Origin of the sequence: uncultured Pseudomonas sp. (genome assembly GCF_913774235.1) — a bacterium.
In the GTDB taxonomy this organism is placed as follows: domain Bacteria; phylum Pseudomonadota; class Gammaproteobacteria; order Pseudomonadales; family Pseudomonadaceae; genus Chryseomonas.
In genome coordinates this window covers 80,230-98,550 of the sequence record NZ_CAJYDW010000007.1, presented here as the reverse complement: position 1 = coordinate 98,550, position 18,321 = coordinate 80,230, and the positions used below count along the sequence as shown (strand labels likewise).

Here is an 18,321-nt window from a genome sequence, read left to right as displayed (position 1 = left end):
AGGATCTGCGCATGGCCACCACAACCACCCTGGGCGTGAAGCTCGATGAAGCCACTCGCGATCGCCTCAAAGAAGCTGCGCGCCGTATCGACCGCACCCCGCACTGGCTGATCAAGCAGGCCATCTATACCTACTTGGAAACCCTGGAAAGCGGCGCGACCCTGGCCGATTTGCAGGGTATCGCCCAGCGGCTGGCCGAGGGTGACAATGAGGCCGTCGAGGCCCTCGCCGATCCGGTCTACCAGCCGTTCCTGGAATTCGCCGAGAGCATCCTGCCGCAATCGGTGCTGCGCTCGGCCATCACCGCCGCCTATCGCCGTCCGGAAGAGGAGCTGCTGCCGCTGCTGCTGGAGCAGGCACGCCTGCCCGTTGCCCAGGCCAAGGCTACCCACGAACTGGCCCATCGCATCGCCGAGAAGCTGCGCAACGCCAAGGGTGCAACCGGGCGCTCCGGGATGGTGCAGAGTCTGCTCCGTGAATTCTCGCTGTCGTCCCAAGAGGGCGTCGCCCTGATGTGCCTGGCTGAGGCCCTGCTGCGCATCCCCGACAAGGGCACCCGCGATGCCCTGATCCGCGACAAGATCAGCACCGGCAACTGGCAGCCGCACCTGGGCAACAGCCCCTCGCTGTTCGTCAATGCCGCCACCTGGGGTCTGCTGCTGACCGGTCGCCTGGTGTCGACCCATAACGAGGCCGGCCTCACCAGCTCGCTCAACCGGCTCATCGGCAAGAGCGGCGAACCGGTGATCCGCAAGGGCGTGGACATGGCCATGCGCCTGATGGGCGAGCAATTCGTCACCGGCGAGACCATCGCCGAAGCCCTGGCCAACGCCAGCAAGTTCGAGGCGAAGGGCTTCCGCTACAGCTACGACATGCTCGGCGAAGCGGCCCTGACCGAGGCCGATGCCCGTCGCTACCTGGCCTCCTACGAGCAGGCCATCCATTCCATCGGCAAGGCCTCCCATGGCCGCGGCATCTACGAGGGCCCGGGCATCTCCATCAAGCTCTCGGCCCTGCATCCGCGCTACAGCCGCGCCCAGTACGACCGGGTGATGAGCGAACTCTATCCGCGCCTGCTGGAACTGACCCTGCTGGCCAAGCGTTACGACATCGGCCTGAACATCGACGCCGAGGAAGCCGATCGCCTGGAAATCTCCCTGGACCTCTTGGAGCGGCTGTCCTTCGAGCCACAACTGGCCGGCTGGAACGGCATTGGCTTCGTCATCCAGGCTTACCAGAAGCGCTGCCCGCTGGTGATCGACTACCTGATCGACCTGGCCAAGCGCAGCCGGCGCCGGCTGATGATCCGTCTGGTCAAGGGCGCCTACTGGGACAGCGAGATCAAGCGCGCCCAGGTGGAAGGCCTGGAGGGTTATCCGGTCTATACCCGCAAGGTCTATACCGACGTGGCCTACCTGGCCTGCGCCCGCAAGCTGCTGGCGGCGCCGGAATCCATCTATCCGCAATTCGCCACCCACAACGCCCATACCCTGGCGGCCATCTACCAGATGGGCGGGCAGAACTACTACCCCGGCCAATACGAATTCCAGTGCCTGCACGGGATGGGCGAGCCGCTGTACGAGCAGGTGGTGGGCAGCGTCAAGGACGGCAAACTGGCGCGACCGTGCCGTATCTATGCCCCGGTGGGTACCCACGAGACGCTGCTGGCCTACCTGGTCCGTCGTCTCCTGGAAAACGGCGCCAACACCTCCTTCGTCAACCGCATCGCCGACCATTCCATCTCTCTGGATGAGCTGGTGGCCGATCCGGTGGTGCAGATCGAACGGCAGTCCGCCAGCGAAGGCGGCATCGGCCTGCCGCATCCGCGCATTCCCCATCCGAGCGCCCTCTATGGCGCCGAGCGGCGTAATTCCAGTGGTCTGGACCTGTCCAGCGAGCACCGCCTGGGTTCGCTGTCCGCAGCCCTGCTGGCGAGTGGCAGCACTGCCTGGGAAGCTCGTCCGCTACTGGGCCGCGCCAGCGAGCCGTCGATTGCGCAACCGGTACTCAATCCGGCCGATCGCCGCGACCGGGTCGGCCAGGTGAGCAACGCCACCCGCGCCGACGTCGACATCGCCCTGGAAGAGGCCCTGGCCGCCGCCCCCATCTGGCAGGCCACGCCGCCCGAGCAGCGCGCCGCCGCCCTGGAGCGCGCCGCCGAACTGATGGAGGCGCAGATCCAGCCGCTGATGGGCCTGCTGGTGCGCGAGGCGGGCAAGACCTACGCCAACGCCATCGCCGAGGTGCGCGAGGCGGTCGACTTCCTGCGCTACTACGCCGCCCTGGTGCGCCGTGACTTCGCCAATGACAGCCACCGCCCGCTGGGCCCGGTGGTCTGCATCAGCCCCTGGAACTTCCCCCTGGCGATCTTTGCCGGCCAGATCGCCGCGGCTCTGGCCGCCGGCAACACCGTGCTGGCCAAGCCGGCCGAGCAGACCCCGCTGATCGCCGCCCAGGCCGTGCGCCTGTTGCTGGAGGCCGGTATTCCCGAGGGCGTGCTGCAGCTGCTGCCGGGCGAGGGCGCTAGCATCGGCGCCGCCCTGGTGGGCGACGTGCGCGTCAAGGGCGTGATGTTCACCGGCTCCACCGAAGTCGCCCAGATCCTCGCGCGCAACATCGCCGGGCGCCTGGACGCCCAGGGCCGGCCGATCCCGCTGATCGCCGAGACCGGCGGCCAGAACGCCATGATCGTCGATTCCTCGGCACTGGCCGAGCAGGTGGTGACCGATGTGGTCGCCTCCGCCTTCGACAGCGCCGGCCAGCGCTGCTCGGCCCTGCGCGTGCTCTGCGTGCAGGACGACGTGGCTGACCGCGTGCTGGAGATGCTCAAGGGCGCCATGGCCGAATGCCGTCTGGGCAATCCGGAGAACCTGGCCATCGACATCGGCCCGGTGATCGACGGCGAGGCCAAGGCCACCATCGAGAAACACATCCAGACCCTCAAGGGCAAAGGCCGGCGAGTACACCAGGGCGGTCGCGTGGAAGGCGATGCCATCCACCGCGGCACCTTCGTCATGCCTACCCTGATCGAGCTGGAAAGCCTGGCCGAGCTGGGTCGCGAAGTCTTCGGGCCGGTGCTGCACGTGGTGCGCTACGCCCGCAAGGACCTGGACAAGGTCATCGACCAGATCAATGCTACCGGCTACGGCCTGACCTTCGGCGTGCACACCCGCATCGATGAGACCATCGCCAAGGTGATCGAGCGCGCCCATGCCGGCAACCTCTACGTCAACCGCAACATGGTCGGCGCGGTGGTCGGGGTGCAACCCTTCGGTGGCGAAGGCCTTTCCGGTACCGGTCCCAAGGCCGGCGGTCCGCTGTACCTCTATCGCCTCCTCAGCACCCGTCCTGACGGCGATCCCGCCGTGGCCCTGGCCAAGGGCAGCGCTGGCGAGACCGAATGGCAGGTACGCGAGGCCCTGCGCCAGCAGGCGGGCAATCCGCTCGCGGCGTTGCAGGACTGGGCCAAGCAGCAGGGGCTGGGCGAGCTGGAGCAGGCCTGCGTCCGCTTCGCTGAGGAATCCCTGAGCGGCCTGACCCGCCTATTGCCCGGTCCGACTGGCGAGCGCAACAGCTACAGCCTGCTGCCACGCAGCCGGGTGCTGTGCCTGGCTGCGGACGAAAGCGATCTGCTGCTGCAACTGGCGGCGGTCATGGCGGTGGGTAGCACCGCCCTGGTCGAAGAAGGTCACAAGGCCACCCTGAATCGCCTGCCGCAAACGGTACGGGCGCGAGTGCAGGTGGCCGCCGACTGGCGCAAGGACGAGGTCGCCTTCGAGGCCGTCCTGCATCACGGCGACTCCGACCAGCTGCGCCAGGTCTGCCAACAGGTGGCCAAGCGCAACGGCCCCATCGTCGGCGTCCAGGGCCTGGCCCGGGGCGAGACCGCCATCCCGCTGGAGCGCCTGCTCATCGAGCGCGCCCTGAGCGTGAACACCGCGGCGGCAGGGGGCAATGCCAGTCTGATGACCATCGGTTGAGGTCCTAGTGGGCACGCCGGGATAGCGAGTCCAGCAAAAAGCCCAACACCTTGGCGTTGGGCTTTTTGCCGTTCAGGGTGCTGCCGGGCCTTCAGTACTGCTCCCCATACCCCTCAGGTTCCACCGGAAAGCTGCCATCGTTCGCCGCGATCAACTTGTTCAGGCGCACCGGGATGGCCTTGGCCGCCGGGACCTTGCTGCCTTCGGCGTGGTGCCAGAGCGGGATCAGGGCGTTGCATTCCGGGTAGTAACCACCGCAGGCGCCTTCCGGAATGTTGTAGGGAGTGACCCTTAGCGGCCCCACCTCGCGGCGCACGCCGTCATCGGCCACTGTCGCCACCTGCACCTTGTCACCTTCGGCCAGGCCCAGGCGCTCGATGTCGTTGCGATTCATCAGCAGCACTGCGCGGGTACCCTTCACGCCGCGGAAGCGGTCGTGGTAGCCGTAAATGGTGGTGTTGAATTGGTCGTTGCTGCGTAGCGTCATCAGGGTCAGGACGTCGCGACCGGTGGCCGGCATGTCCGGATTTTCCTCCAGACTGCGCGGAACGATGAGATTGGCCTTACCGGTCTCGGTCTTCCATTCGCGCTTGGCCGCTGGCAGTGGGCGATGGAAACCGCCTACCTCCCACATCCTGGCATTGAAGTCATGGAAGATCTCCGGGAAGGAGCGGGCGATCTCGTCGCGGATCAGCCCGTAGTCGGCGACCCAGGCATCCCAGGTTACCTGGGGATTGTCCGGCAGGGTGGCCTTGGCCAGGCCGGCAACGATGGCCGGCTCCGACAGCAGGTCACCTTCCGGCGGTTCGGCCACACCACGCCAGCCGTGGACGCAGCCGGTGCTGTCCTCCGTGCTGTGGGCCTGCTCCACGCCATTCTGGCGGTCGATCTCGGTCCGGCCGATGCAGGGCAGTAGGTAGGTCTTGTCCGCCGGTACCAGGTGATTGCGATTGAGCTTGGTGGCGATCTGCACCGACAGGCGCAGCGAGCGCCAGGCTGGCTCCATCAGGCTGGTCTCGGGAATGGCACGCAGGAAGTTGCCGCCCAGGCCGATGAAGGCCTTCACCGAGCCATCGAGGATGCCTTCGCAGGCTTCCACGGTATTGCGGCCCTTGTCCCGCGGCGGGGCGAAGCCGAAACGCTCGCCAAGCTGGTCGAGCGGCGCCAGCTCCGGCTTCTCGGTGATGCCGACGGTGCGCTGGCCCTGAACGTTGGAGTGCCCGCGCACCGGGCAGATGCCGGCGCCCGGCTTGCCGATGTTGCCGCGCAGCAACAGCAGGTTGGCCAGCATCTGGATGGTCTCCACCCCATGGCGGTGCTGGGTGAGGCCCATGCCATAGATGCCGATGACTTTCTGGCAACGGGCGTAGACCGCCGCGGCCGCTTCCAGGGCGCTGCGGGTCAGTCCCGACTGCCGCTCAAGCTGTGGCCACTCCTGACGCTGCAGCCAGTCGCAGAAGTCGGCGAAGCCATGGCAGTGCTCGGCGATGAAGGCATGGTCGAGCACGGCCGGGCGGCCCTGTTCGCGTGCCTCGTCATCGGCCGCCAGCAGCGCCTTGCACAGGCCGGCCAAGGCAGCGGTGTCACCACCCGGCTTGAGTTGGTGGTACTGGGTACTGATCTGGGTCGGGTGATCGGTCAGCATCTCCACTGGCGACTGTGGATTGACGAAGGTTTCCAGGCCACGCTCGCGCAAGGGATTGAAGGTGATGATGGGGGCGCCGCGCTTACGCGCCTCCTGCAGGTCATGCAGCATCCGCGGACTGTTGCTACCCGGGTTCTGGCCGAAGAACAGCAGGCAGTCGGCCTCGGCGAAGTCGTTCAGGGTCACGGTGCCTACGGTCACGCCGATGCTCTTGGGCAGGGCTACCGAGGTGCTTTCGTGGCACATATTGGAGCTGTCCGGCAGGTTGTTGGTGCCGTATAGGCGGGCGTAGAGCTGATAGAGGTAGGAGGTTTCCAGCGCCGCGCGGCCCGAGGCGTAGAAGATCACCGAGTCGGGGTCCAGCGCCTGGAGTTCGGCCCCGATGTCGGCGAAGGCCTCGGCCCAGCTCACGGGACGATAGCGGTCGCTGGTGGCATCGTAGCGCAGCGGATGGGTCAGACGGCCGACCTCTTCCAGATCGTAGTCGCGCCAGCCCCGCAGTTCGCTGAGCGAGTGCTGGGCGAAGAACTCAGGCCCGCATCTCTTGCTGGTGACTTCCCAGGCGGTGGCCTTGGCGCCGTTCTCGCAGAATTCCAGCGGGTGGGGCTTGCCCGGCTTGGCCCAGGCGCAGCTGACGCAGGCGAAGCCGCCATGCTTGTTCTGCTTGGCCAACAAGGCACCCGATTTCAAGGGCACGCGTTCGCGCAGCACGATCTCGGTCACCGAGCGGGCCGAGCCCCAGCCGCCGGAAGGGGCGTCGTAGCGTTCAACCTTGGGTTTGCCGATCTTGCTCATGGTGCGCCTCGCGTGGCTGTAGGGCGATGTGCCTATCAACCATCGGACGACGTGTCTGGCAGGAAGGTTCTAGCCGTCAGCCCGGCGGTGCGGCGAAGCCCAGTTGGCGCCAGCCTTCGTAGACCGCCACGGCCACGGTGTTGGATAGATTGAGGCTGCGGCGATTGGGCAGCATCGGCAGGCGTAGCCGCTGTTCCGGTGGCAGGGACTCCAGCACCTCGGCCGGCAGCCCGCGGCTTTCCGGGCCGAACAGCAGGGCATCGCCCGGCGCATAGGCGATCTCGGTGAAGGGATGGCTGGCCTTGGTGGTGAAGGCCAGCAGTCGGGGCGGCTGCAAATCTGCTATACAGGCCGCGAGGCTGGCATGGGTCCGCACGCTGGACCACTCGTGGTAGTCCAAGCCGGCGCGACGCAATTTCTTGTCGTCCAGCGCGAAGCCCAGCGGCTCGATCAGGTGCAGGCGGCAGCCAGTGATGGCGCACAGGCGAATGACGTTGCCGGTGTTGGGTGGAATTTCCGGTTGGTAGAGGATGATGTCGAACATGAAGGGCAGGGCGCCTGGCAAAGCGTCTATGGTACTGCGCCGTAGGCGTGCCGTCGCGAGCGGGGCGGGCCGGTGAGTCTCTGGCGCCGGCTGGTCGACGGGCTGCTGCGCGAGCACCGTGCCCGCCAGGAAGAACTGGCGCGGGTGGAAGATCCCGATCTGCTCAGGGCCGAATGGCGCGCCCAGCGCCAGCGGCTGACCCTCTGGTTGGCCTCGGCCGCCCTGGGCGCCGGCCTGTTCGGCATGATCATCGGCCAACTGGTGTACCAGCGTACCCATCCCGATCCCTGGTCGGCCGAGGCCCGCCGCCCGGTCATCCTGGATGTGGAAACCCATCAGGACGCGGCGCGCTTCGAATTGCTGATCACCGCCGACCGCTCGCTGTTCTACGAGCGCTATCGCCCCGACGGCGCCCTCAGCCTGCGCCTGCCGCGTGCCCGCTGGGACGGTGGCGAACGCCAGGGGCGGGTGGTACGACCGGGTGGCAGCTTTTCCTGGACGGTGGGTCAGGACGGCCAGGACCTGAAGGTGCTGCTGGTCGGGGTGGGCGGTGCCTTGCAGGCCAGTGATCAGTTGGTGGAGGAAGGCGAGGACTGGGTGCTCAAGGTCGAGGTCCCGCTGACGCCCTGAAATGCCCCGTTATTAGGCAAAACCCTGCCAGGCTGCACCAGAGCTGAACGCGATGCGGTGTTGGGTGCCGCGGGTGACGAACCTTCCCTGATTGGGCTAGGTTATCTCTCCGAAACTCGCCAAAAGCGCGCTGCCGCTGGATTTCCGGCTTTTCGCGGGCAAAAAAAGAGGCCATCACGTTCGGTGATGGCCTCAAGAAGAAAAGAGGGGATTCCCCAGCCTGCCTGTACCGAGGTCCCCAAAAGGGTAGTTACCTAGGATATTGCAGGAGGTGTGCCAAGTTTTGAGTTAGGTGGTTTTGGGGGATTTGTAGGTTGGGTCGAGGTGGCTTCATCGCCGAAGCCCAGCAATGTGAAGGGTGTTTTAGCTGTTTACCGAGTTTTGTGGGTAGTTCTTGTTTCGCCCACTCGGGCGAGTCATTTTTGCCAGTCGCGGCTGCGCGCCCCGGACAAAAGTAACCAAAAACGCTTGCCCCGGACATTCGGCCCTCCGCTGCGCTGCGGGTCCGCTCACGCCAGCGCCGTTCCGGGGTCGGTCCAGATGGGCCATCCATGGCCCACTGGACCTCTCGCCGCATCCATGCGGCTCGACCCACTGCACGACACTGGCGTTCGCCCTGCTGAACGGGGCGGTTTCGCCAGCCTGAAAGTTTTGGTTGAAGAACGATAAACAGCCCGTAGCGTGGACGAGGGCGCAGCCTTGTCCACTGTTCGTGATAGAGCTTGCCAGTGGAAAACGCTACGACTTGATCCGGTCGCAATCGCGGCCATGGGCCGCTCCTACAAAAGTATCGCCCTGTAGGAGCGGCCCATGGCCGCGATAAATTGCGATAAAGACGGTCGCTTTATGAGCGCGGGGCTTCGACGGTTGAGAGACTGCCAGTGGAAAACGCTGCGCGGTTTTCCACGCTACGAATCGCTCTGAGTTCTCACTAAAATACGAAGTATCAGGCTGGCGCCCCGCCCCGTCAGTGAGGCCGAGTGCAGGTGTCGCGGAGGGGGATGCGAGGCAGGACGCCGAGCAAGGCGCGAGGGGCAGGAGGCCCCTTCGTGCCGTGCCCCCGGAGCGGCGCCGGAACGAGGGAAACGTAGCGAAGCGGAGTAACAGCCGTAGGCTGGCCCGAAGGGTGAGCGAAGCGAATCACCCGGAGCGCAGCGAAGGGCCGAAACGTGGGGCAAGCGGTTTTGGTTACTTTTGCCGCGATTGGCAAAAGTGACTCGCCCGGGTGGGCGAAACAAAAACCATCAAAGCACTCAATAAGCAGCTAGGCACCAATTAGCCCAAAGCGTTGGGCTTCGCTCCCGCTCAGCCCAACCTACGGCACCGTAGAGAACCCTCAGTCCTCCCCCTCCTCATCCGGGCCATCCACCTTCATGCCCAGTTCCTTGATCTTGCGGGTCAGGGTATTGCGCCCCCAACCCAGCAGGACGGCGGCATCGCGGCGGCGGCCGGCGGTGTGCTTGAGGGCGGTCTCGATCATGATGCGTTCGAAGGCCGGCACGGCGTTGTCCAGCAGGCTGGATTGACCGCGGGTGAGGGCCTGGTCGGCCCACTGGCGCAGGGCCTGTTCCCAGTTGGCGGCGGGGGCGGCGTCCTGAGGCTGGTTGAGCAGTTCCGGCGGCAGGTCGTCGATCAGCACCTCGCGGCTGGAGGCCATCACGGTGATCCAGCGGCAGGTGTTCTCCAGCTGGCGCACGTTGCCCTGCCAGGGCAGGCCCTTCATGTACTCCTCGGTCTCGCCGCGCAGGGTCTTGGGCTCCACGGCCAGCTCCTGGGCCGCGCGCGCCAGGAAGTGGCGGGCGAGGGCGGGGATATCCTCGCGGCGATCGGCCAGGCGCGGGATGTGGATGCGGATGACGTTGAGGCGATGGAAGAGGTCCTCGCGGAACTTGCCCTCGCGCACCAGGCCTTCGAGGTTCTGGTGGGTGGCGGCGATGATGCGCACGTCCACCTTGACCGGGGTATGGCCACCGACGCGATAGAACTCGCCATCGGCCAGCACCCGCAGCAGGCGGGTCTGGGTGTCGGCCGGCATGTCGCCGATCTCGTCGAGGAACAGGGTGCCACCGTCGGCCTGCTCGAAGCGACCGCGGCGCTGGGCGGCGGCGCCGGTGAAGGCGCCTTTTTCATGACCGAACAGCTCGGATTCCATCAGGTCCTTGGGGATGGCCGCCATGTTCAGGGCGATGAAGGGCGCCGCGGCACGTGGGCTGTGGCGATGCAGGGCGTGGGCGACCAGCTCCTTGCCGGTGCCGGATTCACCATTGATCAGCACCGTGATGTTGGAGTGCGAGAGGCGGCCGATGGCGCGGAATACCTCCTGCATCGCCGGCGCCTCGCCGATGATCTCGGGCGTGCGGGTCAGGTGCGCCGGCTCGGCGAAGCCCTGCTGCTCCTGGGCATGCTGCCCGGCGCGCTTGACCAGGGCCACGGCCTCGTCGACGTCGAACGGCTTGGGCAGGTACTCGAAGGCGCCGCCTTGGTAGGAGGCCACGGCGCTGTCCAGGTCGGAATGGGCGGTCATGATGATGACCGGCAGGCGCGGATGCATCTCGCGGATGCGCGACAGCAGGTCCAGGCCGCTGGTGCCCGGCATGCGGATGTCCGAGATCACCACGTCCGGTTGCTGGCGGCCGAGGCGGGTCATGACGCTGTCGGCGCTGTCGAAGGCAACGGTGGTCATGCCTTCCTGTTGCAAGGCTTTTTCCAGGACCCAGCGGATGGAACGGTCGTCGTCGACGATCCAGACGGTCTCCGAACGGCTCATGCGTGCTCCTCGTTATTCCAGCGGCAGGAAGATGCTGAAGGCGGTGTGGCCCGGATGGCTTTCACACTCGATCAGCCCCTGGTGCTGGGTGATGATGTTCTGGGTGATGGCGAGCCCCAGGCCGGTGCCGTCGGGGCGACCGCTGACCATGGGATAGAAGATGGTTTCCTGTAGATCCGGGGGGATGCCCGGACCGTTGTCGGTGATCTCCACCTTGCACACCAGGCGATGGCGATGGTGGCCGATGGTGAACTGGCGCAGGGTGCGGGTTCTCAGAGTGACCCGGCCCAGGCGCAATTCGTTCTGCTGGGAGATGGCCTGCATGGCGTTGCGCACGATGTTGAGCACCGCCTGGATCATCTGCTCGCGATCGATCATCAGGTCGGGAATGCTCGGATCGTAGTCGCGTATCAGGTTGATCAGGCCCTGGCTTTCCGCCTCCACCAGGCTGCAGACCCGCTCGAGCACCTCGTGCACGTTGGTGATGGCCAGCTTGGGCAGCTTGTTGGAGCCGAGCATGCGGTCGACCAGGTTTCGCAGCCGGTCGGCCTCCTCGATGATGACGTTGGTGTAGTCCTTGAGCGCCTCTTCCGGCAGCTCGCGGGCCAGCAGCTGGGCCGCACCGCGGATGCCACCGAGGGGATTCTTGATCTCGTGGGCCAGGCCGCGTACCAGCAGCTTGGTGGTTTCCTGCTTGGACAGCTGGGCCTCTTCCTTGGTGATGCGCAGCAGCCGGTCGCGCGGATGGACTTCCAGCAGCAGCAGGGTGTTATGCCGGTCCAGGATGGGCGTCACCGCATAGTCCACCGTGAGGCTGTTGCCCGAGGTGGAGACCAGCAGCGCCTCGCGCTTGGTGAAGGGGTGGGCGTGGTCCACTGCCTGGCGCAAGGCCTGCAAGGCTTCGGGGGATTCGGTGAAGAGTTCGCTGATGAACTGGCCATGGCTGCGCTGACCGCTGATGGCCAGCAGCATCTCGGCGGCTGGATTCATGTACTCCAGCCGCAACTCGGCATCCAGCAGGATGACCGCGGTCGTGAGGTTGTCGAGCAGGAGTCGATGGATGACGTCGGTAGGCATGGGAGGCCACAGCGCTATAGGGACGATAGGAAAATGCAAGAAGCAAACCAAGACGCCCCGAGTTAGGGCAGATAGCTGTAACGTGCACTAACAGCCGCCGTGGGGCTCGGCGGCTTGGCCAGGATTTGTATCAAGATGGTGCGATGCAAAAATTTGCACCAAAAGTGTGCGTTACAGAAAGGGTAGCCAAGATTTCTTGGCTTCGGGCGGTTTCATGTCCAGCGGGCACTCCGGACGCTTGCCCCAATCCCCTTGGGCACAGGGATGGGCACGGCGCTTCTGCTCCAGGGAGGGGCGGCGCAGATGGAAGGGCTGGGCCGGCGTACGCTCCAGTACGGTACCGTCGGCGGCGAGGATCTCTGCCACCAACTGGTGGGTGCCGCGGTCCAGGCCGCCCAGCGGGAAGACCGGACTGCGACCAGTCCCGGCTTCCCGGTCGTCCAGCAACAGGCGATAGCTGTGGCCCGGCTGCAGCTCCGGCTCGCTGACTAGGCTGACGATGAGTTCGCCCTGCTGGTCGATCACGGTGGCATCGGGCTCGGGTACCAGGATGCGCAGCATCTGGTAGCGGAAGGGCGCCGCCTTGGGGGGCGGCGCCGCCGAGGCGCTCGGCGTCGGACTCAGTTTGCGGGTCGGCTGGCCCTGCTGGTTGAGATTGTTGGGGGTCGTCACCGGGACCTTGGTGGCCTTCACCCCCTTTGGGGGGTGATCGGTGTAGACGCGATTGCCGTCCTTGTCGACGTAGCTGTAGACCGCCGCCTGGGCGGGCAGCAGGACGCAGAGCAGCAGGGCCAGGAGCAGACGCATCAGCGGGCCGGGCTGTTGACGCTGATGCGTTGCACGGTGACGGTCTTCTCGGCGCTGGTCTGGATCACCTCGCCCGTGCTCGAAAGGACCTGGGCCGCGAAGCGGTGCTCGCCGCGATCCAGGTTGGTCACGCCGAACCTCGTGCTCTGCCCAGGGTTGCCGTAGGGGGCGCCGTCCACCAGCAGTTGCAGGCTCTGGCCCGGGCCCAGGGCCGGCTCCACGGCTACCCCTACCGAGAAGGTACCGTTGTTGGCGCGGATGGCCTCGTCATTTGGCAGGCTCACTTCCAGGCGGCTGAAGGCCGGGCCAGCAGGCGTCGGTGCCGCCGGTACAGTCGGCGCGCTGGGGGCCGGCTGGGGATTGCCCACGGTATTGGTGGGGGGCACCTGCACCGGCGTGGCATTGGCCGAGGGCTGGTCGCTGAAAACCGTGTTGCCTTCGGCATCGACCGACTTGTAGATCGCCGCCTGGGCGGAGCAGGCGAGGCAGAGCAGACAGCAGGCAAGCAGGCGAGGCATGGCGGAATCTCGGCCGGGCGATGATAGGCAAGGGTAGCAGGCGCGTGGCTGGCTCCGGTAGGCGGCGATGAGCCTGCGAGCACGCGGCCTCTTTTCGGTAGGCAATAAAAAAGGCCTCCCGAAGGAGGCCTTTCAATTACCGCCGCGGGATCAGACGCTGTAGTACAGGTCGTATTCCAGCGGGTGCACGAAGGTACGGACCTTGATCTCTTCCTCGGACTTCAGCTCGATGTAGGCATCGATGAACTCGTCGGTGAAGACGCCGCCCTTGGTCAGGAACGCACGACCGGCGTCCAGGGCTTCCAGGGCTTCCTTCAGGCTGCCGCAGACCTGCGGGATCTTCTTGCCTTCTTCCGGCGGCAGATCGTACAGGTTCTTGTCGGCGGCATCGCCGGGGTGAATCTTGTTCTGGATGCCGTCCAGGCCAGCCATCAGCAAAGCGGCGAAGCACAGGTAGGGGTTGGCAGCCGGATCCGGGAAGCGGGCTTCGATGCGACGGGCTTTCGGGCTCGACACATAGGGGATACGGATGGAGGCGGAACGGTTACGGGCCGAGTAGGCCAGCATGACCGGGGCTTCGAAGCCGGGCACCAGACGCTTGTAGCTGTTGGTGGACGGGTTGGTGAAGCCGTTCAGCGCCTTGCCGTGCTTGATGATGCCGCCGATGAAGTACAGGGCGGTATCGGACAGGCCAGCGTAGCCTTCGCCGGCGAAGGTGTTCTTGCCATCCTTGGAGATGGACATGTGCACGTGCATGCCGGAGCCGTTGTCGCCGTACAGGGGCTTGGGCATGAAGGTGGCGGTCTTGCCGTAGGCATCGGCCACGTTGTGCACGACGTACTTCAGGGTCTGGGTCTCGTCGGCCTTCTTGACCAGGGTGTTGAACTGCACACCGATCTCGTTCTGGCCAGCGGTCGCCACTTCGTGGTGGTGGACTTCCACGGTCAGGCCCATTTCTTCCAGGGCGTTGCACATGGCAGTACGGATTTCGTGGTCGTGATCGACCGGCGGCACCGGGAAGTAGCCGCCCTTGACGCCCGGACGGTGGCCTTTGTTGCCGCTTTCGAAGTCAGCGTCGGTGTTCCAGGACGCCTGCTCGGAGAAGATCTTGAACATGGAGCCGGAGATGTCCGACTTGAACTTCACTTCGTCGAAGATGAAGAACTCGGGCTCCGGGCCGACGAACACGGTGTCGCCGATGCCGGTGGACTTCAGGTACTCCTCGGCGGCCTTGGCGATACCACGGGGGTCGCGCTCGTAGGGCTGCATGGTGGAGGGTTCGATGATGTCGCAGACCAGGATCAGGGTCGGCTCTTCGGTGAAGGGGTCCAGGACGGCGGTGCTGTCGTCGGGCAGCAGGATCATGTCGGAGGCTTCGATGCCTTTCCAGCCGGCGATGGAGGAGCCGTCGAACATCTTGCCGTGGGCGAAGAAGTCTTCGTCCAGCGCGTCACGCGCCGGCATGGTGACGTGTTGCTGCTTGCCTTTGGTGTCGGTGAAGCGCAGGTCTACCCACTTCACGTCGTTTTCTTTGATCAGTTGAACAGCCTTCGACATGGTTTCCTCCAGAGGAATTTCGGCCGGGAGCGGTTGGCAGTACTCCCGGTATCAGCTGTGCCCTTGAGGGGCGCTTCCGTACTGCCCGGTCGACGACCGGTAGGCGACGAAAAGCGCCCTATGCTGGCTCAGGGGCGGCTGCCTCACAAGAGAGCAAGTAGTATGCCAGTGCCCCTAAATGGGCTGGAGTGCGCTTCTGGTGTCTCTGGCGCCGCTTTCGAGCCTATCGATGTCGGATCTGTGCACTTTATTGGTGCTTAAAATTGTCAGATCGCACCTTAATGGGGCTTTGATGGGTTTTGTCGGCTGGATTCGAGTGCGTGGCCATTTTCAGGTATGATCTTGGCCCTTTTCTTTTGCGTTACCCGCCTGCCGTCTCTCCCTCATGAAGCTCATCATCAAGGTCTTTCCGGAAATCACCATCAAGAGTCGCCCGGTGCGCAAGAATTTCATTCGCCAGCTGGTGAAGAACATTCGTGTCGTGCTGCGCGATCTGGATCCGGATGTCCTGGTCGATGGCATCTGGGACAACGTCACCCTGGAAACCGCGGTCAGCGAGCCGCGCGTGCTGGCTGAGATGAAGCAGCGCCTGGCCTGCACCCCCGGCATCGGCCAGTTCCTCGAGGTGCACGAGTATCCGCTGGGCGACTTCGAGACCATCCTCGAGCTGTGCGAGCGCCATTTCGGCGAGCGGGTACGCGGCAAGGTGTTCTCGGTACGCTGCAAGCGCGCCGGCCGGCACGACTTCTCTTCGATGGACGTGGAACGCTACGTCGGCGGCGGGCTGCGCGAGCGCTGTGGCGGCGCCGGCATCGCCCTGAAGAATCCCGAGGTGAGCGTCCGCCTGGAGATCCGCGACCAGCAGTTGTTCATCATCGACGAGCGCCACGAAGGCCTGGGCGGCTATCCGCTGGGCGCCCTGGAGCAGGTGCTGGTGCTGATGTCCGGGGGCTTCGATTCCACCGTCGCCGCCTACCAGATGATGAGACGCGGCATGGTCAGCCACTTCTGCTTCTTCAATCTCGGTGGCCGTGCCCACGAATTGGGCGTGATGGAAGTGGCGCACTATCTTTGGGAGAAATTCGGTCGCTCCCAGCGCGTGCTGTTCATCAGCGTACCCTTCGAGGAAGTGGTGGGGCAGATCCTCACCCAGTGCGACGACAGCCATATGGGCGTGATCCTCAAGCGCATGATGCTGCGCGCCGCCAGTCGCATCGCCGAGCAGTTGCAGATCGAGGCGCTGGTGACCGGCGAGGCCGTCTCCCAGGTCTCCAGCCAGACCCTGACCAACCTGGCGGTGATCGACAAGGCCACCGATACCCTGGTGCTGCGCCCGCTGCTGGCCAGCCACAAGCAGGACATCATCGATACCGCCCAGCGCATCGGCACCGCCGACTTCGCCAAGCACATGCCCGAGTACTGCGGGATCATTTCGGTGAATCCCACCACCAAGGCCAAGGGCTTCCGGGTGGAGCACGAGGAAGGCAAGTTCGACCTGGCTGTGCTGGACGCCGCCCTGGAGCGCGCCCGCTTCATCACCGTCGACAAGGTGATCGAAGAGCTGGGCAAGGACGTGCAGGTGGAAGAGCTGGCACAGCCCTTGCCAGGTCAGATCGTGGTGGACATCCGCCATCCCGACGCCCAGGAAGAGGCGCCACTGGAATTGCCGGGCATCGAAGTGCAGGCCATGCCCTTCTTCGCCCTGAACAGCCGTTTCAAGGAACTGGACGACAGCCGCCAGTACCTCCTTTATTGCGACCGCGGGGTGATGAGCCGGCTGCATGCTCATCACCTGCTCACCGAAGGGCACGCCAATGTGCGCGTTTATCGTCCGGCCTAAGCAGCCGGGCCTGTTGGGTGGCAGTATCCGCCACCGCCCTCCCGACCTCTTCTAGCGTCCGGCTCCACGCCGGGCGCCGCGTTCGCGCCTTTGCAATCTCCGGCTGTCAGCCTGGTGGCTGAAGCTCCTTCATTTCTATACCGAGAACACCACTGTGATCGAGAATCTACGCAACATCGCCATCATCGCGCACGTCGACCATGGCAAGACCACCCTCGTCGACAAGCTGCTGCGCCTGTCCGGCACCCTGGACCGCAAAGAAGCGGAAAACGAGCGGGTGATGGACAGCAACGACCAGGAAAAGGAGCGTGGCATCACCATCCTGGCCAAGAACACCGCGCTGAAGTGGAAGGACTACAACATCAACATCGTCGACACCCCCGGCCACGCCGACTTCGGTGGCGAGGTGGAGCGCGTGATGTCCATGGTCGACTCCGTGCTGCTGGTGGTCGACGCCCAGGACGGCCCCATGCCGCAGACCCGTTTCGTGACCCAGAAGGCCTTCAAGGCCGGCCTGCGTCCGATCGTGGTGGTGAACAAGATCGACCGTCCCGGCGCGCGTCCGGACTGGGTCATCGACCAGATCTTCGACCTGTTCGACAACCTCGGCGCCACCGATGAGCAGCTGGACTTCCCGATCGTCTACGCCAGCGCCCTGAACGGCATCGCCGGTCTGGATCACGAGAAGATGGACGACAACATGGATGCCCTGTTCCAGGCCATCGTCGACCACGTGCCGGCTCCCCAGGTCGATCTGGACGGTCCCTTCCAGATGCAGATCTCCCAGCTGGACTACAACAGCTTCCTCGGTGTGATCGGCATCGGCCGTATCGCCCGTGGCCGCATCAAGGCCAACACCCCGGTGGTGGCAATCAGCGACGACGGCAGCAAGCGCAACGGTCGTATCCTCAAGATCATGGGCCACTCCGGCCTGCAGCGCGTGGAAGTGGCCGAAGCCGAAGCCGGCGACATCGTCTGCGTCTCGGGCATGGACGAGCTGTTCATCTCCGACACCCTGTGCGATCCGCAGAACGTCGAAGCCCGTCCGCCGCTGACCGTCGACCAGCCCACCGTGAGCATGACCTTCCAGGTCAACGACTCGCCCTTCGCCGGTCGTGAAGGCAAGTTCGTCACCAGCCGCAACATCAAGGACCGTCTGGACAAGGAGCTGCTGCACAACGTGGCCCTGCGCGTCGAGCCGGGCGAGTCGGCCGAGAAGTTCAAGGTCTCCGGCCGTGGCGAGCTGCACCTGTCGGTGCTGATCGAGAACATGCGCCGCGAAGGCTTCGAGATGGCCGTGGGCCGTCCGGAAGTGGTGATCATCGAGAAGGACGGCGAGAAGCAGGAGCCCTACGAGAACGTCACCATCGACATCGAAGAGCAGCACCAGGGCTCGGTGATGGAGCAGATGGGTCTGCGCAAGGGCGATCTGACCAACATGATCCCCGACGGCAAGGGCCGTATCCGCCTGGAGTACACCATCCCGGCGCGTGGCCTGATCGGCTTCCGTAACAACTTCCTGACCCTGACTTCGGGCAGCGGCATCCTGACCTCGACCTTCAGCCACTACGGCCCGATCAAGGCCGGCGAAGTGAGCAACCGTCAGAACGGCGTGCTGGTGTCCATGGCCACCGGTACCGCCCTGACCTACTCGCTGGAAACCCTGCAGAGCCGTGGCAAGCTGTTCCTGGCCCCGGGCGACGAGATCTACGAAGGCCAGCTGTGCGGCATCAACAGCCGTGACAACGACCTGGTGCTCAACCCCACCAAGGGCAAGAAGCTGGACAACATGCGCGCCTCGGGCAAGGACGAAGTCATCGCCCTGGTGCCGCCGATCAAGTTCACCCTCGAGCAGGCGCTGGAATTCATCGCCGACGACGAGCTGGTGGAAGTGACGCCCAAGTCCATCCGTCTGCGCAAGAAGTACCTGAACGAGAACGACCGTAAGCGCTTCGAGCGTTCCAAGGTCTGATCCCGCTCGGGTCATACAGGAAAGCGCCTTCGGGCGCTTTTTTGTTGCCCGCGTGCCGCAGTCGACAGCGTTTTCATCGCGGCCCTGATGGTGCGCCTATGCTGTCGCGGCCCACGGGTGGACGTGTAGGAGCGACCACTTCTATCGCGGCCATGGGCCGCTCCTACAAAAGCATCACTCCCTGTAGGA

11 protein-coding genes are annotated in these 18,321 nt (G+C 65.0%); 4 read left to right on the top strand and 7 right to left on the bottom strand.

What is annotated here, in order from left to right; all coding sequences use genetic code 11:
• Nucleotides 1–11 precede the first annotated feature (11 nt).
• Nucleotides 12–3,980 carry a trifunctional transcriptional regulator/proline dehydrogenase/L-glutamate gamma-semialdehyde dehydrogenase gene (gene putA, locus QZ471_RS07510; protein ID WP_295462326.1) on the top strand — a complete coding sequence of 1,323 codons (3,969 nt, stop codon included), beginning with the start codon at nt 12–14 and terminating at the stop codon, nt 3,978–3,980.
• 91 nt (nt 3,981–4,071) lie between these two features.
• On the opposite strand, the gene QZ471_RS07505 is transcribed toward putA, so the two are convergent.
• A complete protein-coding gene (locus tag QZ471_RS07505; RefSeq protein WP_295462398.1) occupies nt 4,072–6,411 on the bottom strand; it encodes an FdhF/YdeP family oxidoreductase in 2,340 nt (779 codons plus the stop codon).
• Nucleotides 6,412–6,496: 85 nt separating this feature from the next.
• Nucleotides 6,497–6,964, bottom strand: coding sequence for a tRNA (cytidine(34)-2'-O)-methyltransferase (locus QZ471_RS07500; RefSeq protein WP_007161318.1), 468 nt, complete (start codon nt 6,962–6,964; stop codon nt 6,497–6,499).
• 72 nt (nt 6,965–7,036) lie between these two features.
• Here QZ471_RS07500 and QZ471_RS07495 point away from each other — a divergent pair, with 72 nt between their 5' ends.
• Nucleotides 7,037–7,594, top strand: a complete 558-nt coding sequence (locus tag QZ471_RS07495; RefSeq protein WP_295462320.1) for a hypothetical protein — start codon at nt 7,037–7,039, stop codon at nt 7,592–7,594.
• A gap of 1,336 nt (nt 7,595–8,930) precedes the next feature.
• Here QZ471_RS07495 and ntrC read toward each other — a convergent pair.
• From ntrC to glnA, 5 genes are all read right to left on the bottom strand, one after another.
• Entirely contained in the window at nt 8,931–10,361 is a 1,431-nt protein-coding gene (ntrC, locus tag QZ471_RS07490) for a nitrogen regulation protein NR(I) (RefSeq protein ID WP_059230568.1), read from the bottom strand.
• A 12-nt stretch (nt 10,362–10,373) separates the two neighbouring features.
• Nucleotides 10,374–11,438: a nitrogen regulation protein NR(II) gene (gene glnL, locus QZ471_RS07485; protein ID WP_295462317.1), complete on the bottom strand. Its 1,065-nt coding sequence runs from the start codon at nt 11,436–11,438 to the stop codon at nt 10,374–10,376.
• Between the two features lie 171 nt (nt 11,439–11,609).
• On the bottom strand, nt 11,610–12,245 hold the full coding sequence (locus tag QZ471_RS07480) for a DUF4124 domain-containing protein (RefSeq protein WP_295462315.1): 636 nt from the start codon (nt 12,243–12,245) through the stop codon (nt 11,610–11,612).
• A complete protein-coding gene (locus QZ471_RS07475; RefSeq protein WP_295462313.1) occupies nt 12,245–12,763 on the bottom strand; it encodes a DUF4124 domain-containing protein in 519 nt (172 codons plus the stop codon). The genes QZ471_RS07480 and QZ471_RS07475 overlap by 1 nt, the downstream gene beginning before the upstream one ends.
• 150 nt (nt 12,764–12,913) lie before the next feature.
• Nucleotides 12,914–14,320, bottom strand: a complete 1,407-nt coding sequence (gene glnA, locus QZ471_RS07470) for a glutamate--ammonia ligase (RefSeq protein WP_058761474.1) — start codon at nt 14,318–14,320, stop codon at nt 12,914–12,916.
• Between the two features lie 385 nt (nt 14,321–14,705).
• Between glnA and thiI the strand changes: the two genes are divergently transcribed.
• The gene (gene thiI, locus QZ471_RS07465; protein ID WP_295462310.1) at nt 14,706–16,160 is read left to right on the top strand and encodes a tRNA uracil 4-sulfurtransferase ThiI; all 1,455 of its coding nucleotides are present in this window, start codon (nt 14,706–14,708) and stop codon (nt 16,158–16,160) included.
• A 154-nt stretch (nt 16,161–16,314) separates the two neighbouring features.
• On the top strand, nt 16,315–18,132 hold the full coding sequence (typA, locus tag QZ471_RS07460; protein ID WP_241808278.1) for a translational GTPase TypA: 1,818 nt from the start codon (nt 16,315–16,317) through the stop codon (nt 18,130–18,132).
• Nucleotides 18,133–18,321: the final 189 nt, after the last annotated feature.